Below are 22,468 nucleotides of genomic sequence, written 5' to 3'. Positions count from 1 at the left end.
CTCAGGCCAGTGCGTAATCGGCAAGGGAAATACCGAGTGCCTTTTCGACAATCGGATAAACGCTCGGGTCTTTGACCGAGGCGCTGAGCGGGATTTCTGTCTTGTTGATGTGGAACACTAGAATTTCCATGCCCTCATGAACATTGCCGACACTGACAGGGCTGCCATTGGTATCGAGCGTGGTGATTACATCAGGGAAGGTGGCAAGACGCTGACCATCACCGTCATCCACGGCCATATATTCATTCATCACATGCAGGATCACATCGCGGTTGCCGTCACGTACGGTGATGGTGCCGATGTCGAAAGCTTCCTGCGTGTAATGCACATTCTTGGCGGTGACTTTGCCCTGCGCGAGAATGCTGCCATTGGTGGTTTTGCAGATCGCATCAATCACCGCAGTCGCACCTTTGCTCTGGGCTGCGCGGATGGCTTCACCAAGGGTCAGAGCGCGGGAAATGCCGCCGAGCGCTGCATTCTTGCGCACATAGGAAGCACGCAGCGGATTACGGCAGCTGGCGATGAAACCGCCGGACATATCGGAGGCTTTGCGCAGGATCGGTGAGATTTTAGCTGTCGCGCCGCGTGTGACCAGTTCGATATAGGAGTTGGAATCGCGATGGCCGCCAACGGCTGTCTGGATCATCTGCTCAGGGCTGTTAGCCATACCGATGGAACCCATATCGCCGGTCGGATGCGCGCGGATATCGCCTACAGCATCAATCACCTTGGTGCCGAGAACAGCGGAAGGCAGCCATGCATTCATGGTGCTGGACATGCCGTTCTGGCCGATCATCAGACCATAGACTTCGTCGCCCAGCTCATATTGCAGCAGCTCAACGGCTTTCACATAGTCAATGCCGAGCATTTCCCACTGGGTGGTGCTGGCCGGTGCGCCGATTGCTGCGGCTGTGGCGATCCATGCGTCATCGGATACTTCTTCCATATCCACCAGTTCAGGCCGGCCAATGGTGACCGCAGTGGTGCCCAGCATACGGCCATGCTCGACCCAGCCGCCGCCGCCGGCTGCAAAGACCGAACCGCCGGCAATTGCGGATTCCACGTCATCCAATGTTAAAATACGCCCCATAATGGCCTCCTCTTAAATGCTGTTATGCGTTTGATTGGTAACCGGAGTGCGCTCGTCAAAGCGGCGCACTGCCGCAAACATTGCTGCAGCACCTGCTGCAATGTCGTGTTTTTCTGTCCATTCTTCCGGTGTGTGGCTGCGCCCGCCGAGGCATGGCACAAAGACCATGGCCGCCGGTGCCAGCTGGCCGATAAAGGCCGCATCATGCCCCGCGCCGCTGGCGAGTTGCAGATGGCTATGGCCGAGCGCATCGGCGCTTTTTGCCAGATCATCCAGCAGGCCTAAGTCACAATCCATCGGCATGGTGTCGGAAAGGGTCTTGAAGCTGCTGCGTTCCACACTGGCTTTTGATGCAGCATCTTGTGTTGCCGCATCAATGCTTTCCAGAAAACGCAGGGTCTTTTCACGTTTGCCGGTACGGATATCAACAATCACCTTGGCCTGTTCCGGCACCACATTGGCACCGCCCGGTTCAAGGGTGAGAATGCCGACCGTGGCAACGAAATAGCCGTCCGGCTCGGATGCCAAAGCTTCGGCCTGTTCACGGATTGCAGTGACAGCTTGTGCCGCCGCATAGAGCGCATCACGGCGCATATGCATCGGCGTGGTGCCCGCATGGTCAGCGGCACCCTGAAAAGCAATTTCCAGACGGGTGATGCCGACAATGCCAGTCACCAGACCCAAATCCGTTTTGCTTTGTTCCAGCACAGGGCCTTGCTCAATATGTAGTTCCAGATAGGCGGCAATATCCTTGCGCACAGCCTCTGTGAGCTTGGCCGGATTGCCACCGACACGGATCAGCGCATCGCCGAGACGCTCATCCTGCGGGCCGGTAAAGTCGAGCATGGCATTGGTGAGCTGACCGCTCATGCCACGACTGCCCACACAAGAGAGGCCGTATTCACTCGGTTCTTCAGCGAGAAAATCCACCACTTCCAGATTATGCTGCAATTCTATACCGGCATCGCACAGGGCGCGGGCAACTTCGAGTGCTGCCACCACACCGGCAATGCCGTCAAAGCGTCCGCCGGAAGGCACAGTGTCACTATGCGACCCCATCATAATGGTTTTGGCATGCGGCTTGGCACCGGTACGGCGGCCGATCAGATTGCCTGCGGTATCAATACGTACCTCAAGACCGGCGGCTTTGAACTGCTCAATCAGATAGGCGCGGCCAGCCAGAAAACGCGGCGTAAAGGAACGGCGTGTGTAAGGTTTGCCCGGCTCGGTAATATCGGCCAGCGCCATAATATCCTGCCAGAGCCGGTCACCATCTACGAGCGTGTTGGAGGCCGCCATTACGCGGCTCCTTTACGCAGAGCTGGGCGTACAAAGCGACCGGAACCCGGTTCCGCTGTGACCACACCCTCAGCCATGGCGCATTCACCGCGCACAAATGTATGGGTGATACGGAACGGCAGTTTGATGCCATCATAAGGACTCCAGCCGACAATATTATTGCCGCTTTCTGCCGCTTTGTAAGTGTAAGGATCGCGGCGTGCCAGAACGATATCGGCATCAAGACCGGCACCGAGCGCACCCTTGGTCTGACCAAGACGGAACAGGTTCGCCGGATTATGCGCCAGCAGGCGGGCAGCATGGCTGAGTGACAGACCGTGCTCATCCAGACCTTTGAGCAGCAGCGCATAGAGCGCTTCCAGCCCCGGAACACCGGATGCATTTTTCAGCATATTCTCATCGTTTTTACGATCAAGCGACCAGCTCACATGATCGGTGGAAACAATGGTCACATTACCGGCAGCGAGCTGTTGCCAGATGGCTTCACGCTCGGCGCGGTTGCGTACCGGCGGGTTGATCTTGGCGCGGCCGATCAGGCGGCTCACATCATCTTCTTCACACAATGTCAGATAGTGGATGCAGGCTTCAACCGTTGCCGCATAGCCCTGTGCGCGATAACCGGCGGCCAGTTCATAGCCACGGCCAACGGAACAATGCACCACATGGGTGGCACAACCGCTCATTGCGCCGATCTCATAGACTTCAGCCATCGCCAGCGTTTCAGTCACCGGCGGACGGCTCATACTATGTGTCAGATAATCGGTGCGGCCGCTTTTCTCGACCTGATCGATGTAATAGCGCACCATTTCATCATTTTCATTATGAATACCGGCAATCAGACCATGACGGGCAATGGCCGAGAAACACTCATAAAGCATCTGCGGGGTAATGCGCGGAAAGCGCTCCGGATGCGTGCCGAAGGTCGAGAATTTGAAACCCGCCGCACCAGCCTCCACCAGACCGTCAATATGTTTGGTGCCGTCTGCCGGATGCGCCGTGGCATAAAGCGCGAAATCCACGCGCGCTTCCTTGCCAGCGGATTCCACCTTGCGGGTGAAGCGCTCCGGCGTGGCGATCAGGTCGCCGTCGTCATAAGGCATATCGACAATCGTCGTCACACCACCTGCAGCGGCCGAACGGGTCGACCAGATAAACTCTTCCTGATTTTTCTGGCTGCGGCTGTGCACCTGACCGTCAATGGCACCCGGCAGTACCAGATAATCCGCACCGCCATGGCTTTCACCTGCAGGAGCTGTGCCCTGACCGGTCTGGACAACGCGGCCGTCGCTGACCAGCACCCAGCCATTATCAATGACCTGATCGGGCAGAACCACTTTACCTTTGAAGACTTTATCCTGCATTGCGGCATTCCTCATTCTGGCTGTCTGCATCACTTTGCAATGCAGGCAGTTATGCGATTTTAAAATTACTTGGCGGCTGGCTGCGTGAAAGCGTGCAGCACCTGCACACCGGCTGCAAAATCCGGCGTGTAAATGCGATCCTGATCGACGAATTTGACCTGTGCGCGATAGGTTTCCAGCAGTTTTGCGGAGGTTTTGCCGAGCGCAACTTTGCCACGCAGATCAACCGCCTGCGCCGAATGCAGCAGCTGAATGGATGACAGGCTGTACATATTGCCGAGAATGCGCTGCAGGTTGTTCACGGCCAGCGGGGCATTATTGCCGGTATCTTCAATATTGCCTGCCATGGCAAAAGTATCGAGCGAGACCGGCATGGCCAGCTGACGGTTTTCCGCATAAAGCGCAACAAGCGGCTTCTGCATCGCACCGAATGCATGACCTTCATTCTCAGGGTCGGCAAGGAAGCGCGGCAGCTTGGTGAAATCCGGATTTTCCGTGCGGATGGTTTGCATCACAATATTCTGCGCTAAGCGGGTGAGGGCGACATTCAGATTTTCCACACGGGTGGCAACCGGCAGCATGTCGAAATTGGCGGTCGGATAAATCGCGCCATGCACATCGCCTGCGACCTGATATTTATGCAGCTGGTTATGGCTTTCAGCCGCTTTTTCCGCAGGCTTGTCGGAAGTCATAGCGGCAGGATTGTCATCGCTGGCATTGATATGGATATGCAGAGCTTCTTCGAGTGCGGCCTGCGCTTCCCATGCATTGCCAAGCGCATAGGCCATCGTGCGGTAGGAGAGCGGATCCTGCAAAGCGCGTCCATCAGACTGCCGCCAGAGATAGGAGCCATCCAGCGCTGCACGAATATCTGTTGCCGCCTTCACCATGCCCGGAAACGGGCGCAATCCGGTTGTCTCAGACAAGAAGGGCGCGACATTGCCGTTATAGCCTTCTAGCGACAGGGCGAAAACGGCTGTGGCGGCTTCCAGATAATGGCGTGTTTCTTCTGCCAGCAAAGCTGCCTGACCGGCAGTCAGTGCATTGGTGCTGAGAATGGAGAGGAAGTCTTTGCCGACCGGTTCAATTGGCTTTAATCCTGCCAGCTTCAGGGCTTCTGCCGCAGGCATACGCTCGCCCTGATAATCGACAAACCATTCGCCGATCATTGCCAGACCAATATGGGAGGCGAGTGTAATATCAGCCTCACCGACAGAGCCTTTTTCCGGCACAACGGGGATGATGTCGTGATTGAGGAAGTCGCGATAGGCTTCCACTACACTTAGTTGCGTTCCGGTTTCACCGCCGAGCATTTCATTGAGGCGGATCAGCATACCGGCGCGTACTGCCTGCGCAGGCATGGCCTCGCCAATACCGCCACCATGGGCATGAAGCGAACTGGTGTTGAAGCGGCGGGAAAGTGCCAGCAATTCTTCATCCAGCGTGCGGCGGCCTTTAACCTCTTTGAAAACCGGTTTGTCCTTGTTCCAGCCCACGCCGACATTCAGCCCGTAAACGGCGGTGCCCTGCAAGGCAGCTTCCATCACCAGATCAAAACTATGGCTGACTTTTTGTGCCGCTTCCGGTGCGATTTCGACTTTTTCATTTTTGTTCGCTGCGAACTCTGCCACCTGCGCAGTGGTGAGCTGCGTGCCGTTAAGCTGCAAACTTTCAGCATAGGCGGCAGAAGACGACAGGAGAACAAGTGTCAGAAGGCTGAGTTTGGACAGGTGGTTGAGCTTTTTCATACAGGGTTCCCGTTTGCCTTTTCCCTCTGGATGAGGGTGCTTATGGATGCGGCAAATTATGGGTCAGTATAGAAATTGCTTGAAAGGCTGAAACGGCGAAAGTTGCGAAACCGGCAATAACAAAAAGCTAAATCCTGCCGGTATCAGAGAATAGTTTTCTGAACAGTCCGGATTGTGGCCTTACGCATGCCGGCTTTCATTTCGTAGCGTAATGAAAAGGACTGCGTGTAACTGAAAGGTTGATTTTGGGAAATGAAACTCGATATTCAGTGATTGTTAAAATGACAATAAATACTGTAAAATCAAAAGCTTGTAATTGTTATTTTAAGGGTTGTGCATGGCATTTTTATGATGAATTGTCTGCGGGTAACTGTCACATAATCTCAGGCAAATTCAGTAACGGAGTTATACATGTCTTGTACTCTCTCGTCTAAAATTGCACTCAGCCTTATGATGTCGGCCTCTTTGCTCAGTCAGGCCGCAGCACAAAAATCAGAACAGGATGTCAAAGCCTATAAGCAGCAAGTAACAGCGGGGGTGGAGAGCCGCGCCAAGCTTGCGCAGGAGATGACGGATTCAATTTTCAGCTTTGGTGAGCTGGCCTTTCAGGAAGTTGAAACCTCAAAATACATCACAGATATTCTTGAGAAAAATGGCTTTACTATTGAGCGCGGCATTGCCGGTCTGCCGACCGGCTGGGTGGCGCGCTGGGGTTCCGGTAAGCCTGTGATTGCACTGGGCAGTGATATTGACGGTCTGCCGAAAACCTCCCAGATGCCTGGTGTTGCCTATCGCAAGCCGATGGTTGAGGGCGCACCCGGTCACGGGGAAGGGCATAATTCCGGACAGGCTGTGAATGTGGTTGCAGCCTTGGCGATGAAAGACCTGATGGAGAAGGAAAAACTCTCCGGCACGCTGGTGCTCTGGCCGGGGGTGGCAGAGGAACTGCTGGGCGGCAAAGCCTATATGGTGCGTGACGGCGTGTTCAAGGATGCGGATGTGGTGATGTTCACCCATGTCGGCAATAATCTGCAAACCTCGTGGGGCGCAGCCAATGGCACCGGTATGGTCTCGGTCAAATATACATTTGCCGGTGAGTCTGCCCATTCTGCCGGTGCGCCGTGGCGCGGACGCAGCGCGCTTGATGGCGTGGAGCTGATGAATATAGGCTGGAATATGAAGCGGGAGCATTTGCGGCCTGAACAGCGCTCGCATTATGTGATCCCTGACGGCGGCGATCAGCCGAATGTGGTGCCGTCTGTTGCCAGTGTCTGGTATTTTATCCGCGAAACGGATTTTGAAAACATCGCCAAGAATTTCGCTGTGGCGAATACAATGTCTGAAGCAGCGGCAAAAATGTCTGACACCACAGTGGAACGGCAGATTATCGGCACCGCAGCACCGCGTCATTTCAACAAGCCGATGGCGGAGGCAGCCTATGCCAATATTCTGGAAGTTGGCCTGCCGAAATGGACTGACGACGAAAACAGCTTTGCAAAAGCTGTGCAGAAGGCTGTGAAAGGCAAGGAAGACGGGCTGGCGACAGAGCTGAAGAAACTGGCTCCGCCACCGGAAAAACCTGAAAGCGGCGGCTCGGATGATATCGGTGATGTGTCATGGATTGTGCCGACAATCACGCTGAACTATCCGTCGAATATTCCGAACCTTCCGGGGCATCACTGGTCGAATGCCATGTCTATGGCCACACCGATTGCTCATAAAGGCGTTGTCGCCGGATCGAAGGTCATTGCTATGACTGGCGTTGATCTTCTGACCAAGCCGGAACTGGTATCTGCGGCACAGGATTATTTTACCAATGTGCAACAGAAGGATCAGAAATATCTGCCGATGCTTGGTGCGGATGACAAGCCGCAAATTCAGCTGAATACGGAGATTATGCAGCAGTTTCGCCCTGAAATGCAGAAGCTCTATTACGATGCAGAGAAATACCCGACTTATCTGGACCAGCTGGGTGTGAAGTTTCCTGAGCTGACTGCGCCGCAATAGCAGAACTGTATAGGTGTGATAAAGGCGGTTCGGCATTTAGCCGGATCGCCTTTGTTTATCCGGTTTGAGTTATACGATAGGCACAGCGACGTGCGCCGAGTAAAATATGCTCGCAGCGCTCGATCTTGCAATTGTCACCGAGAATGGCCTGAAAAATATTGAGTTCGGAACGGCAAAAGCCGCGGCAGGCTGTGGCCGCAGCGCAGATAGGGCAGTGGTTTTCAATCAGCAGCCATGAACCGTTCGGCTGCTTTGTCCATTCCGACATATAGCCTTCCTGACTGCGCAATTCTGCAAGGCAGTCTATGCGTTGTTCCAGCGCTGTCATATCCTGCATGGCTGTGCGGTAGTTTTTGAGTATTTCCTGTTCGCGCAAGCTGATCACGCGCTCAGTCAGATCTTCACCCAGACTGCTCATATGGCGCAATAAACTAACGGTCAGCTCCGCATGGCTGTCAGGAAACCGGCTATTGCCTTTCTCCGTCAGATGCCAGAACTGCACCGGCCGACCGGCTTTTGGTTTTTTTTCTGTGGCATAGGGTTCAATCAGGCCTTCTGTCACAGATTTTTGTAATTGCTGGCGTATATTTTCCGCACCCGTGCCTGCGAGTCGTGCAAGTTCCGATATTGTTTGCGGGCCACGGGTTTTAAGAATAAACAGCAGACGATCAGCGGTGCTTTGTTGTGCAGCGCTGTTCATTTCATCCGAAGTGATAATGTCAGAACTTGACATTTGATCTCCTGCTGAATATTCCAAGTTTATGCTTGCATAATTAACGGCTCCCTCAGGGATTTGCAACCCGACCGGTATGTTCCGGTTAAAATTGATGAGAAACACAGGCGCATTCCCGCCGGAACTCATGGTTTTTGATAGCTGTCCGGAGATTGAAATGTCTGACCCGGCATCGCTCACCAGCTACCACAAAGTTGGCTGGGGAGATTTGTTGACTGGCAAAAATGCCATTCGTTCCATGGCGCTCGCAGGTGGCGTCGCGCTTCATGCTGTTAATGTTTACATTGCTACAACCATTCTGCCTTCCGTCGTTTCGGATATTGGCGGGCTGGATTATTATGCATGGAACACTACTCTTTTCGTCGTTGCATCCATTATCGGCTCAACGCTGGCTGTGAAATTGCTGCGCAAAACCGGCCCGCGCAAAGCCTATGCCATTTCGGCCAGTGTTTTTGCTCTCGGTACCCTGATTTGTGCTGTTTCGCCGACAATGCAGGTTTTGCTGATCGGCCGTTTCATTCAGGGCTTCGGCGGTGGTTTCATGCTGGCTTTGTCCTATGCCATGATCCGTATCGTATTTCCCGAAGCGCTGTGGCCGCGCGCTATGGCACTGATTTCCGGCATGTGGGGCGTTGCCACACTGGTTGGCCCTGCTGTGGGCGGTATTTTCGCTGAACTCGGCGAGTGGCGTGCTGCTTTCTGGTCGGTTGTCCCTGCAGCGCTGCTTTTTGCTGTAATGGCGCTGTTTGTATTGCCGGAAGTACGCCATGAAGAGGAAGACACCAATCGTCTGCCTTTTGCACAGCTCAGCCTGCTGACACTTGCAGTCTTTGCCGTTTCACTTGGTAGTGTCAGTTCTGAAGTGATCTGGAATGTGATTGGTATCAGCACGGCGATCCTGTTGATCGGTCTGATGATACGTCTGGAAGCCACCAGTAAAAATCGTCTGTTGCCACGTGGTTCTTTCAGTTTCAGCCAGCCGCTGGGGCCTGTGATCGTAACCATGTCGTTGCTGGCGCTGACGGTCACATCTGTGGAAGTGTTTATTCCGCTTTTCCTGCAGGTGCTGCATAACCAGTCGCCATTAGTAGCCGGCTATCTGGCTGCGCTGATGGGCGCAGGCTGGACACTCGGTTCAATCATGAGCTCGGGGATTTCATCGCGCCGTGTGCGTGATGTGATTATTATCGGCCCGCTGGCCTCTTTTGCCGGTATGGTTTTGTTGCTGCTTCTGCTGCCATTTTCCAGCAATGGTACCTATCTGGAATTGCTGCCGCTCTGCGCCGGTTTCATCGCTGTGGGCTGTGGCGTGGGTATGACATGGCCGCATCTGCTGACACGGGTGCTGAAAGTTGCACCGGCTGATGAGAAGGATCTGGCATCAACTGCGATTACCACTGTGCAGCTGTTCTCTGCCGGTCTCGGTGCGGCAATGGCCGGTATGGTCACCAGCCTTGGCGGTTTGACTGTACCGGGTGGTATTGCCGGTACATCCAGTGCTGCATTCTGGCTTTTCCTGAGCTTTGGCGTGGGGCCGTTACTGGCTTTCCTATGCGCTTCACGCATGGTGAAACGCTGGTAAAATCAGCCGCTTACGTTAAAAAGATAAAGCTGACCGGTTATTATCCGGTCAGCTTTTTTTATAGGCGAGATAGGGCTGGCGTACAAAGCGCCACAAAACCAGTGTAATGATAATCAAGCCGTAAATCAGCGGCTCAGGTGGCCAGCTTTTAACCGACATCAGAAAATGCAAACTACCGGCAAGAGCGATGACATAAATCAGCCGGTGCAGGTTCTGCCAGTTATTCTTCAACTTGCGGATTGACCATTGGTTTGAAGTTATTGCCAGCGGAATCAGCATGACAAAGCCGATAAATCCGAAAATAATAAACCAGCGTTGCGTTACATCTTTCACGATATCCGGCCAGTTCAGGCCACGGTCGAGAATGATATAAGTCGCGAAATGCATGGCCACATAATAAAACGCTAGCAGCCCGAGAGCGCGGCGATAGGGCAGGAAATTCAGCCGGAACAAATCGCGCAGCGGTGTGACGAGCAAGGTTAGGATTAAAAAGCGCAATGCCCATATGCCAAGAAGATGCTCGAACTCTTTGACCGGATTCGCGCCGAGCTGATTGGTAGCAGCCAGCCAGAATGCCCATGATGCCGGTGCAAGGCCAACAACATAAATACCCCAGCGCAGCCAGGGATTATTGGGAATTTTGACCGGCGGCTTACGCGCGGCTGTCTGTTTACCGGTTGTACGGGGCATAGCGATGGTTTGCGCAGCGATATCTGGTTTCATGACAATCATCCGCTAAAGCATGTCGCAGCTAAATGGCTCCATTTAGCGTTCGCGAACATGCGACAATTAAAAAATTAGAGCGAGCACAATGAATTCCATTAAATGCGACACGCTCTAATAATTCTTGGTCAGATCCATACCGCTATAGAGCTGGGCGACATGCTCGCCATAGCCGTTAAATGGCAGTGTATCGCGCCTGTCCGGTGAGAAGAAACTGCCACTGCCAATCCGTGTTTCAGTCTTCTGGCTCCAGCGCGGGTGATCCACCGCCGGATTAACATTGGCATAGAAACCATATTCCGAAGCGTTCTGCATCTTCCATGCAGTCACCGGCTCTTTATCTGTCAGCGTGATTTTGACAATCGATTTGATGCCTTTAAAACCATATTTCCACGGCACAACAAGGCGCACCGGTGCACCGTTCTGATTGGCAAGGTTTTCACCATAGAGACCGGTTGCCAGCAATGTGAGCGGGTTCATCGCTTCGTCAAGGCGCAGTCCTTCACGATAAGGCCAGTCAAGTACCGCAAATGCACCGCCGACACCCGGCATTTCTTTTGGCCGCAGAGCTGTTTCAAAGGCCACATATTTGGCAGATCCCAGCGGCTCAACACGTTTCAGCAATTCTGACAGCTGAAAGCCCTGCCAGGGAATAACCATTGACCATGCTTCAACGCAGCGCATCCGGTAGATACGCTCCTCAATGCTCATCGTCTTAATCAGGTCATCAATATCGAAAGTCGCAGGCTTTGCTACCATGCCGCCGACTTCGATGGTCCACGGGCGCGGCTTGAAACCGCCGGAATAGCTGGCAGGGTCGGATTTGCCTGTGCCGAATTCATAAAAATTATTATAGGTCAGCACTGAGTCTTTTGGTGTCAGCGTCTCATCGGTTTTAAAGCCGTCAGCACTGTCTTTGGCTGAGGCAATATCCGGCAGCAGGCCACCGATAGACAAACCAATACCGGCAGCAATGCCTGTCTTGATAAATTCCCGTCGCCGCAAATAAAATGTCTGACTGGTGATTTCAGAGGATGCGATACCGGATTTAAAAAATGACTTAGACATAGCACTTGCTCCCTGCTGACTTATGTCAGTGCAATTATAGGGGAATAGGGCGGAATTAATATCGGGTAATATATTAGAGAAAATCTGTGGTGGAATTTAGTTTATAAAACGCGCTTTGTGAGATTTGAATATTGTGAAACAATAAAAAAGGCTCCCGAAGGAGCCTTTTTTATTCGCAAGAACCGGATACTGATCTGAGATAGCGCTCTCAGATATCCGGCACAGATTATTTGCGTTTTGCCAGCGGTACGAAATCGCGCTGTGCGTAGCCTGTATAAAGCTGACGCGGACGGCCGATTTTCTGCTGCGGGTCTTCGACCATTTCTTTCCACTGGGCAACCCAACCGATGGTACGGGCAACGGCGAACAGAACGGTGAACATTTCTGTCGGGAAGCCGAGAGCCTTCAGGGTGATACCGGAATAGAAGTCGATATTCGGATAGAGCTTCTTCTCGATGAAATATTCATCGGTCAGTGCAATATTTTCCAGTTCCATCGCAACATCGAGCAACGGATCATCTTTGATGCCGAGTTCGCCTAGAACTTCATGCGTGGTTTTCTGCATGATGCGGGCGCGCGGATCGTAGTTTTTGTAAACGCGGTGACCGAAGCCCATCAGACGGAACGGATCGTTCTTGTCTTTTGCCTTGGCGATATATTCAGGAATACGGTCAACCGAGCCGATTTCAGCCAGCATGTTCAATGCAGCTTCGTTGGCACCGCCGTGAGCAGGGCCCCAGAGGCAGGCAATACCGGCAGCGATACAGGCAAACGGGTTCGCGCCCGAAGAACCGGCTAGACGAACGGTCGAAGTCGAAGCGTTTTGCTCGTGATCCGCATGAAGGATGAAGATACGATCCATAGCGCGTGCCAGAACCGGATTGACCTTATATTCTTCGCAAGGCACTGCAAAGCACATACGCAGGAAGTTGGAAGCCAGATCAAGATCATTCTTCGGATAAACGAAAGGCTGACCGACATGATATTTATAGGCCATTGCAGCCAGTGTCGGCATTTTCGCCAGAAGGCGGATCGAAGCAACCATACGCTGATGCGGGTCAGTAATGTCGGTTGAGTCGTGGTAGAAGGCGGACATGGCGCCAACGCAACCAACCATAATGGCCATCGGATGCGCATCGCGGCGGAAGCCGGTAAAGAAGCGCGACATCTGCTCATGCACCATGGTGTGGCGGGTCACGCGGTAGTCAAAGTCTGCTTTCTGGGTCTTGGTTGGCAGTTCGCCGTAGAGAAGCAGGTAGCAGGTTTCAAGGAAATCACCCTGTTCGGCGAGCTGTTCGATCGGATAGCCGCGATGCAGGAGAACGCCTTCGTCACCGTCAATATAAGTGATTTTGGATTCGCAGGAAGCGGTTGAAGTGAAACCAGGATCGTATGTGAAGGAATTTGTATTCTTGTAAAGCGGGCCGATTTCGACGACATCTGGTCCGATTGTACCTTTGCGGACCGGCAATTCGGTCGAATTGCCATTTAGCGTGATTGTCGCTGTCGTATTAGACATACTGGTTCCTTTCATCATCGCGCTCACTGCTCGTGGATAGCAGTAAATTTGGAGCATAATGCCGAAAACGGGTGTTTCGGTTTAGTCTTATGCATAGAAACATACAGTTAGGGTATTTTTACCGGCGCTGCCAGTTTGAAAAATATCCTTAAGCCGCTGTCACTCAAAATTCATGATATTTGTGAATGACGGCCTGCAAAATTTATGGCTCAAACTATCGTAAATGTTGGAGGTTGCAATGTGGAAATTTGCGTTTTTCTGAACAAATTTCTGTCAATTAGCCATTCTTACGACAGAGGCCGGTTTTTGAAAATCACACTCCTGTGTTCAGGGCGTGTTTGAAGCCGTATTCTGTTGAAAGAACACGGCTTCTGACAGGCTTTATACGGCCTGATCCTGAATACGTCCGAGCGCTTCTTCGCGACCCAGAACCACCAGAACGTCAAAAACGCCCGGTGAAGTGGCGCGGCCGGTGAGGGCAGCACGCAGAGGCTGGGCAATTTTGCCAAGTTTCAGGCCGGTTGATTCCGCATGGGCGCGGACAACGGCATCCAGCGCATCAGCATTCCACTCGGCAGCTTCCAGCTTCGGCAATACATCTTTGAGGATTGCACGGCCTTCATCATTGAGCAGGCTGGCAGCTTTTTCATCCAGCGGCAGCGGGCGGGAGACGAACAGGAATTTCGCACCGTCTGCCAGTTCCACCAGTGTTTTTGCACGGTCTTTCAGACCCGGCATTGCTGCAACAAGCTGCGCACGGCGCTCATCGGTCAGCAGAGCCTGCAATTCTGCGCCGCCTTCAATATAAGGCAGAACATCGATCAGCGCTTTGGTAAGCGTTTCTGAATCACTGGCACGGATATGGTGGCCATTAATGGCTTCCAGTTTCTGGAAGTCAAAACGTGATGCACCTTTGTTGATGTCTTTGGTATCAAACCATTCAATCATCTGCTCAATGGTCATGATTTCATCATCACCATGGCTCCAGCCGAGGCGAACCAGATAGTTGCACAGTGCTTCAGGCAGATAGCCCATTGCACGATAGGCTTCAACGCCGAGCGCACCGTGACGCTTGGAGAGCTTGGCACCATCCGCACCATGGATCAGCGGGATATGGGACATTTTAGGCACATCCCAGCCCATTGCCTGATAAATAACTGTCTGGCGGGCAGCATTGGTCAGATGGTCATCACCACGGATAATATGGGTAACGCCCATATCATGATCGTCGACCACAACCGCATGCATATAGGTTGGCGCGCCGTCGGAACGCAGAATGATGAAATCATCCAGATCCTTGTTCGGGAAGCGCACTTCGCCCTGCACATCGTCCAGCACAACGGTTTCGCCTTCGCGCGGGGCTTTAATGCGGATAACCGGCTTCACACCTGCCGGTGCTTCCGACGGATCACGGTCACGCCAGCGGCCGTCATAGCGCGGCGGGCGGCCTTCTGCACGCGCCAGTTCACGCATCGCATCCAGTTCTTCCGGCGAGGCATAGCAATAATAGGCTTTACCGGCTTTCACCAGTTCTTCAGCAACTTCGCGGTGGCGCGGTGCGCGTTCCCACTGGGAGATGGCATCACCGTCCCATGTCAGGCCGAGCCATGTCAGACCTTCAAGAATAGCTGCCGTTGCGGCCTCGGTGGAACGCTCGCGGTCGGTATCCTCAATGCGCAGCAGCATCTTGCCGCCGGTATGTTTGGAATAAAGCCAGTTAAACAACGCTGTACGTGCGCCGCCGATATGCAGATAGCCGGTCGGTGAAGGCGCAAAGCGGGTAATAACGGGTGATGACATCGGTCGCTCCGTATCTGCGGCAAAGTTACAGAATCTTACGCTTATATCCGAATATATCGGCTAAAGAATGTAACTGGCCGCCTCTCGATTTCTTGTGCTGTTCATGTAGCATAGGCAGCACAACGTGCAAGACTTGATGCAAAAATCAAAGCGCAGAACCGGTGTTTAACGCCGCTCAATGCAAGATTCCTGCGTGAAATAGGCTGTTTTGGACGTATAATTGTGCAGCTGTCAGGTGCGGGGGCAATTCAGACAGCATGGCGAATGGTTATGGCGGTGAATGTGGCCATCAGGCAAGCAAGACTGAGTCCCGTCATGATGATGGCGGGTCAGGGAACACGGCTGACCGGACGAAACATAGCAGCGGATTAACTGCCGAGCAATTCATGCTCGGTTTTGCTCCGGTGCCGGATGCAGAGATTATCCCCGATGATGGTGCTGTTTATAGCGGACGAAAGCGGGCACGGATCATCCGGCTCAATCTGCGGGAATATTGGCAGCGTTTTCTGGATAATATCTGTGATGCTCTGCTGTTTGAATATGAACGCGGAACGGTTTTTCTGTTACTGGCCGTTGCGAGTGGCGCAGGGGCGGTTCACTATTTTTCTCTGAAGTCTGAACCATACTGGATAGAGCTGTTTGCACCGGCAAGCCTGTTCGGCTGGCTGCAGTTTTTGCTGCGGGACACGCTGATAAGGCGTGTCAGCCTTGTGCTGATATTAGCCTTTATGACTGGTATGCTGGCTGCAAAATGGGAGACGCAGCTCTATGCAACGCAAATGCTTGGCAGTTCTGTGTCAACCACTTTGACGGCGCGGATTGTCTCGCTCGAACAGGAGGCTGAAGACAATGGCAAAGCCGGACGCTGGCGTATTGTTGCCGATGTGCTGGCAACGGAAAAACCACATCTGCGCTATGCGCCGCAACGATTGCGGCTCTCTGCCCGTGATTTACCTGCACAGGCTGAAACCGGTTCTGTGCTGAAAGGGGCAGTGCGATTGCGCCCCCATGGCGGGCCGGTACGTTCCGAGCAATATGATTTCGCATTTCATGGATATTTTCGCGGCATTGGCGGTAATGGCTTCTATCTCGGCGTGCCGAAACTGGTTGATGGTGAATTTGCCGGTGATGCAGTATCAAAGAGCTGGACTGCATCCGTTGAGGCACTGACCGGTCAGTTGCGGGCGATGATCGGCGGGCGGATTATGCAGGCACTGTCCGGTGAAGAGGGGGCGGTGGCAGCAGCGCTGATCTCCGGTCAGCGGGCAGGGATCAGCGAGACAACCAATGAGGCGCTGCGCATTGCAGGGTTGGCGCATATTCTTTCAATTTCCGGCCTGCATCTGGCGCTGGCAGCAGCTATTGTTATGGTGAGCCTGCGTGGCATTGCCGGACTATTCCCTTCTTTAGCGCTCTATTATCCGGTGAAGAAAATCGCCGCACTGATTTCGCTGTTTTCTTCGGGTTTTTATCTGGCTTTGTCGGGTGCAGATGTGGCGGCACAGCGTAGTTTTATCATGCTGGCCGTGATGCTTTGTGCGGTGATTTTCGATCGTAGAGCTCTGACCTTGCGCAATCTGGCGATTGCAGCGCTGTTCAGTATTCTTGTGACACCGCATGAAATTCTGGGGCCGAGTTTTCAGATGTCCTATTCTGCGACCGGCGCGCTGATTGCAGGCTTTGCATGGTGGAAATTACGCAAGAGACAAAGCAATGAACAAGCGACGCGGCAGACGACATTGGGGGGTAAGCTCAGGATTTGGCTTGGCGGGATTGCGGCGACTTCGCTTTTAGCCGGTACGGCCAGCGGGCTTTTTGCAGCCTTTCATTTTAACAATATGGCACCGCTTGGCATGTTGGGAAATGCACTGGCACTGCCGGTGATCTCGGTACTGATTATGCCTTTTGCGGTTCTGTCTTTGTTGGTGATGCCTCTGGGACTGGAATGGTTGCCTTTGCAAGTGATGGGGAAAGGCATTGAACTGGTTAAATGGATTGCACATTTTGTTGCCGGACTTTCCCCTGATCTGATCCCCGGCCTGTTGCCCGTGCCGGTATTGTTGCTTTGGACGGCGGCAATGCTTTCGGCGATGATCTTTACCAGTCATTTGCGACTGGTATCGCTGTTCTTTCTGATGATTGGCGGGATTGTGCTGAGTATGAACACTTTGCCGGATATTATTATCTCGGAAGATGCCAGACTGGTTGCAGTCCGCCAGAACAACAGTCTCTATGTGAACCGTGCACGACCGGCTGCCTTCACAGTCGATAACTGGCGCAAAGCCTATAGAATTCATGAGGTTAAAACGCCGGATAATAGCAGCGCGACAGGTTCAGAAGGTTTTGTCTGTGAGGACGGGTTATGTAGCTTTGATCTGCAAAACGGGCAGGTGTTGGCCTATGCCGAGAACCGGCCTGCGGCAGATATCGCCTGTACTATCGGTGATATTATTATTCTCGCTTATGCAGGAAACCTGTCTTGCCCCGATAGAAAAGCCGGCAATATTACAGGGACAGTAACGCAAAATGCCCCTGCTATCATCACCCGCCAGCAGCTGGCACTACGAGGCGTGGCAGAGATTTATCTGGAACCCGATAGCCGCAGATATACAGATACAGCACAAAGTCTTTTTCCGGCTATGCTGCAAAGCGCGACTATAAAGGCGCAAGTGCATCAAACTGGTTTGGCATATCTGCCGGAACAGGCTCAGGTCGTGTTTGCAGTGGGAGAGCCGCAACGACCATGGCACAGCTACCGCCTCTGGTCCCGTGCTGCCCGTAATCTGGAAGATCCGAAATAAGAGCCGCCACATCTTCTTATGATGTAGCTATTATGAATGCGTAGTCACAGCATAATAGTGCAGCAAAAATAGGCTTGTAGGGCGTTTGCTGTATTGTCTTGTCGGGAGACGCACTACTTAAATGACCCGTTATTGCCCATGCAAGAATATGCAGCAGGAGCAATAAACTGCCTGAAGTCGAAAACCGGCAGTAATGCCGGTTTTCGCTCCGATGTCATATTAGTAGCGGCGTACCAGACCAACCAGTCTGCCCTGAACACGTACGCGGTCAGGACCGAAAATTCGGGTTTCATAGGCCGGATTGGCAGCTTCAAGCGCAATAGATGCGCCTTTGCGGCGGAAGCGTTTGAGTGTTGCTTCTTCATCATCGACCAGAGCCACAACAATTTCACCGGCATTGGCAGTATCACCACGGCGGATAATCACTGTATCGCCGTCGAGAATACCGGCTTCGATCATCGAGTCGCCTTTGACTTCCAGCGCATAATGCTCACCGCTGCCAAGCATTTCCGGCGGCAGGGTAATCATATGGGTTTGGGATTGGATCGCAGAAATCGGTACACCGGCTGCAATACGTCCCATCACAGGAACGCTTATACCGGCAGGTGCTTCAGATTCTGTCGCGGGCGCTGCTTTTTTAGGCAGTTCGGTGACATTCTTTTTGCCGAGATCGCCTTCAATGACACTTGGTGAGAATTTCTTCTGGCTGTTGAGACCCGGTGCAATCGAGTCCGGCAGGCGCACAACTTCAAGCGCACGCGCTCTGTTTGGCAGGCGGCGGATAAAGCCGCGTTCTTCCAGAGCCGTAATCAGGCGGTGAATACCAGACTTGGAAGCGAGATTGAGCGCCTCTTTCATCTCGTCAAACGAAGGGGGAATGCCGCTTTCCTTCAGGCGGTCATGGATAAACAGCAATAATTCATGTTGTTTACGCGTCAGCATTATACGCTCCCAAAGCCTTTATATTATCTGCCGGTTACTGAAATTATGGTGGCAGATAATGAAGTCGTGCGGACTAAACGCATAACCGCATGCACGGGGCGCGGTTGCGAGAATCAATTTTTAAAACAAACCCAGAACGAACACTATATGTTCCAGTATTGTTCTGCAAGGCTTTAAAAGTGATTAATCCGATTGTTTAAGGATTTCAGCGTATCATCAGGATCTGACAGCGATCTCCGGCTTTGGCTGCCTCAGCAAAAGGCTCACGGATCAGCAGAGCATCCGCACGGGTAATCACGGTAAGCATGGAAGAATCCTGCACCGGCAGAGGCGTTGCCAGTAACTCGCCATCGCTGTTGCGGGTTAGTGCCGCGCGGGCATAATCGCGGCGGTTGCCATTGGCAGCCATGTCCTGTGCCAGTCTGGCGCTGGCAATATAGGTGGTCGCGGCTTTGCCTGCCAGACGCGCAACCAGCGGCGCCAGAAACACATAGGAACAAACGAGACTGGAAACCGGATTACCTGGAAGACCAAGAACGAGCAGGGGCGCTTTGCCTTCGCTTTCCAGTTGGCCGAACATCAGCGGTTTGCCCGGACGCATGGCGATTTTGTAAAAGCCGAGTTCAACGCCGCAATTGGTCAGTGCTTTATGCACCAGATCATGATCGCCGACGGATGCGCCACCCAGCGTAATAAGAATATCAGCATCCGAAGCTGCAATATTGCGAATGGATTGTTCGATAAGTGCCAGATCATCCGGCACAATACCCAGATCATCTGCCGTGCCGCCATTGCGCCGTACAATTTCTGCGACACCATAACTGTTGGAGCTGACGATCTGATCTGCCGCAGGAACAGTGCCTGCTGGTACAAGCTCATTACCTGTAGCAAGAATAGCTGTTTTAGGGCGTTTATAGACCTGCAATTGCGCATGGCCGGACGCTGCAGCCAAAGAGAGCGATGCCGGATCAAGCAGATGACCCGTTTGCAGCAAGCATTCGCCGTCTTTGAAATCCAGTCCGCTGAAACGGATGTGACGGTTTTTGTCCACATCCCGTAACAATGTGACCAGATTGCCTTCCTGCTGCGTGTCTTCCTGAATGACAATCGTGTCAGCACCGGCAGGCATAGGCGCACCGGTGAAAATACGCACAGCCTCACCGGATCGGACTGTACCGTCAAAGCCTTTGCCAGCCGCAGATTCGCCGATGACTTTCAGTGTCACCGGCAGCTGTTCTGCATCGGCAAAGCGAATGGCATAGCCGTCCATAGCCGAGGCATCAAAAGGCGGCTGATTGAAAGAGGCAAAGATTGACGTGGCGAGAACACGGTCACCTGCTTCATGCAGAGCAACTTGCTCATGGCCGGAAGGCATTTTATCCGCCAGCAAAAGCCGCAATGCTTCATCAACCGGTAATAATGCCATGAAATCTACCCCGTAAAAATAAGAGCGATCTGTTAAGAACGCTGCCAGTCACCGGATTTACCGCCGGTTTTGCTGTCGACAGCTATATTGCCGATGACCATGCCTTTATCGGCAGCTTTTGCCATATCATAAATCGTCAGGCAGGCGACGGAGACAGCAGTGAGTGCCTCCATCTCCACACCGGTTTTGCCGGTGAGTTTGACGGTTGCACTGACCCGCAAGCCGGGCAATGTCTCATCCGGCTCGATATCAACCGAGACTTTGCTCAGCATCAGCGGATGGCAAAGCGGAATAAGATCAGAAGTCTTTTTCGCAGCCATAATACCGGCAAGACGGGCGGTGCCGATCACATCGCCTTTGGCAGCATTGTCGGAAAGGATCAGCTCAAGCGTCTGCTTTTGCATCGTGACACAGCCCGAAGCCGTGGCAATGCGCACAGTCTCGGCTTTGTCGCCGACATCGACCATATTCGCAGTGCCGCTTTCATCGAGATGTGTCAGCTTGCTCATGGTTTACTCTTTGCCGGTCAGGAGTTTGCGGGTTGCACTGGCCACATCCTGCTGGCGCATCAGGCTTTCACCGATCAGGAAGGTGGAGATGCCGGATTTCTGCAAACGCAGGCAATCATCATGCGTGAAGATACCGCTTTCACCAACCAGAAGACGGTCATCCGGCACCATGGCTGCCAGACGTTCAGAAACTGCGAGATCGACTTCGAAAGTACGCAGGTTGCGATTGTTGATGCCGAGCAGACGTGACGACAATTTGAGTGCCCGTTCCATCTCCGCTTCATCATGCACTTCAATCAGTGCATCCATGCCGAGCGAAAAGGCGGTGTCTTCCAGCTCTTTAGCCAGTGCATCATCAACGCTTGCCATGATGATGAGAATGCAATCAGCACCCCAATGACGCGCTTCATAGACCTGATAAGGATCAAACAGAAAGTCCTTGCGCAGCGCTGGAAGAGAGCAGGCAGCGCGTGCCTGTTGCAGGAATTCCGGTGCGCCCTGAAAGCTAGGTGTATCTGTCAGAACTGAAAGACAGGCCGCGCCGCCATCTTCATAGGCTTTTGCCAATGCTGGCGGATCAAAATCCGGACGGATCAGACCTTTGGACGGGCTGGCTTTTTTGATTTCCGCAATCAGACCGAAAGAACCGGCAGCCTGCTTTGCTTCCAATGCTTTGAGGAAACCACGAGCAGGCGACTGATCGGCAGCAGCTTTTTTCACGTCTGCCAATGGCAAACGGACTTTGGCTTCTGCAATTTCAACAAGCTTATAGGCTTCGATCTTTTTGAGAATATCGGTCATTTTATTCACTTGTCTTGCTGTTCGATACAGCAATCAGCTGATCGAGTTTGGCTTTTGCCGCGCCGCTGTCAATCGACTGTGCAGCAAGGGCAATACCTTCTTTAATATCTTTGGCCTTGCCGGCAATCACGAGTGCAGCACCGGCATTGAGTAGCACGATATCGCGATAAGCACCGGCTTCACCGCCAAGTACGCGCAGCAGGGCAGCCGCATTATGCTGCGCATCGCCGCCTTTGAGAGCGTCAAAAGCAACGCGCTTCAGGCCGACTTCTTCCGGTGTGATTTCAAATTCGGTGATTTCACCATTATGCAGCGCTGCAATATTGGTGGTGCCTGCGGTGGTCATTTCATCCAGACCATCGCCATAAACAACCCAGACATGATCGGAACCGAGTTCTTTCAGCACTTTGGCAATCGGCAGTACCCAGTCGTGGGAGAAAACGCCGACGAGCTGATGCTTGACACCAGCCGGATTGGCGAGCGGGCCAAGCAGGTTGAAAATTGTACGGGTGCCCAGCTCCACGCGGGCAGGGCCGACATGGCGCATCGAAGAATGATGCATCGGCGCGAACATAAAGCCGAGACCTGCATCATGAATGCAGCGGCTGATTGTTGCCGGATCGGCTTCAATATTAATGCCGAGCTCTGCCAGTGTATCTGCCGCACCTGAGCGTGAGGACAAAGCGCGGTTACCATGTTTGGCAACGATCACGCCTGCACCCGCAGTCACAATGGCTGCACAGCTGGACACGTTATAAGAGCCGGACTGATCGCCGCCGGTACCTACAATATCAATTGCACCGGCAGGTGCATCGACGGGGATCATTTTCGCCCGCATTGATTCCACAGCGCCTGCAATTTCCGCAACGGCTTCACCGCGCATGCGCAGAGCCATCAGAAAACCGCCGATCTGGGCAGGGGTGGCGGAACCGGACATCATAATGTCAAACGCTGCTTTGGACTCCGCCTGAGTTAAAGGTGTGCCTGTAACAGCTTTGGCAATGTAGCTTTTGAAATCTGACATAGTGTACTCGAATCTTTAGTGAGGCTCCGCCTGCC

Annotated in this window: 17 protein-coding genes; 3 read left to right on the top strand and 14 right to left on the bottom strand. The window is 53.1% G+C overall.

Going from position 1 to position 22,468, the window contains the following annotated elements; all coding sequences use genetic code 11:
• Position 1: 1 nt before the first annotated feature.
• From F7P81_RS09380 to F7P81_RS09365, 4 genes are all read right to left on the bottom strand, one after another.
• Positions 2-1,090 carry a thiohydantoin desulfurase gene (locus F7P81_RS09380; RefSeq protein WP_022710356.1) on the bottom strand — a complete coding sequence of 363 codons (1,089 nt, stop codon included), beginning with the start codon at positions 1,088-1,090 and terminating at the stop codon, positions 2-4.
• Positions 1,091-1,102: 12 nt separating this feature from the next.
• A complete protein-coding gene (locus F7P81_RS09375; protein ID WP_151159281.1) occupies positions 1,103-2,389 on the bottom strand; it encodes a Zn-dependent hydrolase in 1,287 nt (428 codons plus the stop codon).
• Entirely contained in the window at positions 2,389-3,750 is a 1,362-nt protein-coding gene (locus F7P81_RS09370; RefSeq protein ID WP_151159280.1) for a dihydroorotase, read from the bottom strand. Before F7P81_RS09370 ends, F7P81_RS09375 begins: the two co-directional genes overlap by 1 nt.
• Positions 3,751-3,815: 65 nt before the next feature.
• Positions 3,816-5,498 carry an HAL/PAL/TAL family ammonia-lyase gene (locus tag F7P81_RS09365; RefSeq protein WP_151159279.1) on the bottom strand — a complete coding sequence of 561 codons (1,683 nt, stop codon included), beginning with the start codon at positions 5,496-5,498 and terminating at the stop codon, positions 3,816-3,818.
• Positions 5,499-5,909: 411 nt separating this feature from the next.
• Between F7P81_RS09365 and F7P81_RS09360 the strand changes: the two genes are divergently transcribed.
• Positions 5,910-7,505 carry an amidohydrolase gene (locus F7P81_RS09360; protein ID WP_170265233.1) on the top strand — a complete coding sequence of 532 codons (1,596 nt, stop codon included), beginning with the start codon at positions 5,910-5,912 and terminating at the stop codon, positions 7,503-7,505.
• A 55-nt stretch (positions 7,506-7,560) separates the two neighbouring features.
• Here the strand turns inward: F7P81_RS09360 and F7P81_RS09355 are convergent, their stop codons facing one another.
• Complete coding sequence (locus tag F7P81_RS09355) at positions 7,561-8,238, bottom strand: helix-turn-helix transcriptional regulator (RefSeq protein WP_151159278.1); 678 nt, start codon at positions 8,236-8,238, stop codon at positions 7,561-7,563.
• Between the two features lie 157 nt (positions 8,239-8,395).
• Between F7P81_RS09355 and F7P81_RS09350 the strand changes: the two genes are divergently transcribed.
• Complete coding sequence (locus F7P81_RS09350; RefSeq protein WP_183956634.1) at positions 8,396-9,820, top strand: MFS transporter; 1,425 nt, start codon at positions 8,396-8,398, stop codon at positions 9,818-9,820.
• A gap of 48 nt (positions 9,821-9,868) precedes the next feature.
• On the opposite strand, the gene msrQ is transcribed toward F7P81_RS09350, so the two are convergent.
• The 4 genes from msrQ to gltX all read right to left on the bottom strand — a co-directional run bounded on the left by msrQ (position 9,869) and on the right by gltX (position 14,930).
• Complete coding sequence (msrQ, locus tag F7P81_RS09345) at positions 9,869-10,543, bottom strand: protein-methionine-sulfoxide reductase heme-binding subunit MsrQ (protein WP_374828071.1); 675 nt, start codon at positions 10,541-10,543, stop codon at positions 9,869-9,871.
• Positions 10,544-10,657: 114 nt separating this feature from the next.
• Positions 10,658-11,611: a protein-methionine-sulfoxide reductase catalytic subunit MsrP gene (gene msrP / locus F7P81_RS09340; protein ID WP_151159277.1), complete on the bottom strand. Its 954-nt coding sequence runs from the start codon at positions 11,609-11,611 to the stop codon at positions 10,658-10,660.
• 226 nt (positions 11,612-11,837) lie between these two features.
• A complete protein-coding gene (gene gltA / locus F7P81_RS09335) occupies positions 11,838-13,130 on the bottom strand; it encodes a citrate synthase (RefSeq protein WP_022712432.1) in 1,293 nt (430 codons plus the stop codon).
• 381 nt (positions 13,131-13,511) lie between these two features.
• Complete coding sequence (gene gltX / locus F7P81_RS09330) at positions 13,512-14,930, bottom strand: glutamate--tRNA ligase (protein WP_151159276.1); 1,419 nt, start codon at positions 14,928-14,930, stop codon at positions 13,512-13,514.
• A 257-nt stretch (positions 14,931-15,187) separates the two neighbouring features.
• Here gltX and F7P81_RS09325 point away from each other — a divergent pair, with 257 nt between their 5' ends.
• Entirely contained in the window at positions 15,188-17,731 is a 2,544-nt protein-coding gene (locus F7P81_RS09325) for a ComEC/Rec2 family competence protein (protein ID WP_151159275.1), read from the top strand.
• Positions 17,732-17,950: 219 nt separating this feature from the next.
• Here F7P81_RS09325 and lexA read toward each other — a convergent pair whose 3' ends face one another.
• From lexA to trpD, 5 genes are all read right to left on the bottom strand, one after another.
• Complete coding sequence (gene lexA, locus F7P81_RS09320; RefSeq protein WP_022712428.1) at positions 17,951-18,673, bottom strand: transcriptional repressor LexA; 723 nt, start codon at positions 18,671-18,673, stop codon at positions 17,951-17,953.
• A 205-nt stretch (positions 18,674-18,878) separates the two neighbouring features.
• Positions 18,879-20,099: a molybdopterin molybdotransferase MoeA gene (locus F7P81_RS09315; protein ID WP_151159274.1), complete on the bottom strand. Its 1,221-nt coding sequence runs from the start codon at positions 20,097-20,099 to the stop codon at positions 18,879-18,881.
• Positions 20,100-20,131: 32 nt separating this feature from the next.
• Positions 20,132-20,608, bottom strand: coding sequence for a cyclic pyranopterin monophosphate synthase MoaC (gene moaC / locus F7P81_RS09310; RefSeq protein ID WP_151159273.1), 477 nt, complete (start codon positions 20,606-20,608; stop codon positions 20,132-20,134).
• Positions 20,609-20,611: 3 nt separating this feature from the next.
• Positions 20,612-21,409: an indole-3-glycerol phosphate synthase TrpC gene (gene trpC, locus F7P81_RS09305; RefSeq protein ID WP_151159272.1), complete on the bottom strand. Its 798-nt coding sequence runs from the start codon at positions 21,407-21,409 to the stop codon at positions 20,612-20,614.
• Between the two features lies 1 nt (position 21,410).
• Positions 21,411-22,433 (bottom strand): anthranilate phosphoribosyltransferase, encoded by a 1,023-nt coding sequence (gene trpD, locus F7P81_RS09300; protein WP_151159271.1) that lies wholly within the window; start codon positions 22,431-22,433, stop codon positions 21,411-21,413.
• Positions 22,434-22,468: the final 35 nt, after the last annotated feature.

Origin of the sequence: Pseudochrobactrum saccharolyticum, assembly GCF_008801715.1 — a bacterium.
GTDB classification, from domain to species: Bacteria; Pseudomonadota; Alphaproteobacteria; order Rhizobiales; family Rhizobiaceae; genus Pseudochrobactrum; species Pseudochrobactrum saccharolyticum.
Note: the sequence above shows the minus strand (reverse complement) of the source record. Positions and strands in the feature narration are given on the sequence as shown.

Coding starts and splice junctions, on each gene's coding strand:
- F7P81_RS09380 (WP_022710356.1), bottom strand. CDS start 1,090: ATGGGGCGTATTTTAACATTGGATGACGTGGAATCCGCAATTGCCGGC.
- F7P81_RS09375 (WP_151159281.1), bottom strand. CDS start 2,389: ATGGCGGCCTCCAACACGCTCGTAGATGGTGACCGGCTCTGGCAGGAT.
- F7P81_RS09370 (WP_151159280.1), bottom strand. CDS start 3,750: ATGCAGGATAAAGTCTTCAAAGGTAAAGTGGTTCTGCCCGATCAGGTC.
- F7P81_RS09365 (WP_151159279.1), bottom strand. CDS start 5,498: ATGAAAAAGCTCAACCACCTGTCCAAACTCAGCCTTCTGACACTTGTT.
- F7P81_RS09360 (WP_170265233.1), top strand. CDS start 5,910: ATGTCTTGTACTCTCTCGTCTAAAATTGCACTCAGCCTTATGATGTCG.
- F7P81_RS09355 (WP_151159278.1), bottom strand. CDS start 8,238: ATGTCAAGTTCTGACATTATCACTTCGGATGAAATGAACAGCGCTGCA.
- F7P81_RS09350 (WP_183956634.1), top strand. CDS start 8,396: ATGTCTGACCCGGCATCGCTCACCAGCTACCACAAAGTTGGCTGGGGA.
- msrQ (WP_374828071.1), bottom strand. CDS start 10,543: ATGAAACCAGATATCGCTGCGCAAACCATCGCTATGCCCCGTACAACC.
- msrP (WP_151159277.1), bottom strand. CDS start 11,611: ATGTCTAAGTCATTTTTTAAATCCGGTATCGCATCCTCTGAAATCACC.
- gltA (WP_022712432.1), bottom strand. CDS start 13,130: ATGTCTAATACGACAGCGACAATCACGCTAAATGGCAATTCGACCGAA.
- gltX (WP_151159276.1), bottom strand. CDS start 14,930: ATGTCATCACCCGTTATTACCCGCTTTGCGCCTTCACCGACCGGCTAT.
- F7P81_RS09325 (WP_151159275.1), top strand. CDS start 15,188: ATGGCGAATGGTTATGGCGGTGAATGTGGCCATCAGGCAAGCAAGACT.
- lexA (WP_022712428.1), bottom strand. CDS start 18,673: ATGCTGACGCGTAAACAACATGAATTATTGCTGTTTATCCATGACCGC.
- F7P81_RS09315 (WP_151159274.1), bottom strand. CDS start 20,099: ATGGCATTATTACCGGTTGATGAAGCATTGCGGCTTTTGCTGGCGGAT.
- moaC (WP_151159273.1), bottom strand. CDS start 20,608: ATGAGCAAGCTGACACATCTCGATGAAAGCGGCACTGCGAATATGGTC.
- trpC (WP_151159272.1), bottom strand. CDS start 21,409: ATGACCGATATTCTCAAAAAGATCGAAGCCTATAAGCTTGTTGAAATT.
- trpD (WP_151159271.1), bottom strand. CDS start 22,433: ATGTCAGATTTCAAAAGCTACATTGCCAAAGCTGTTACAGGCACACCT.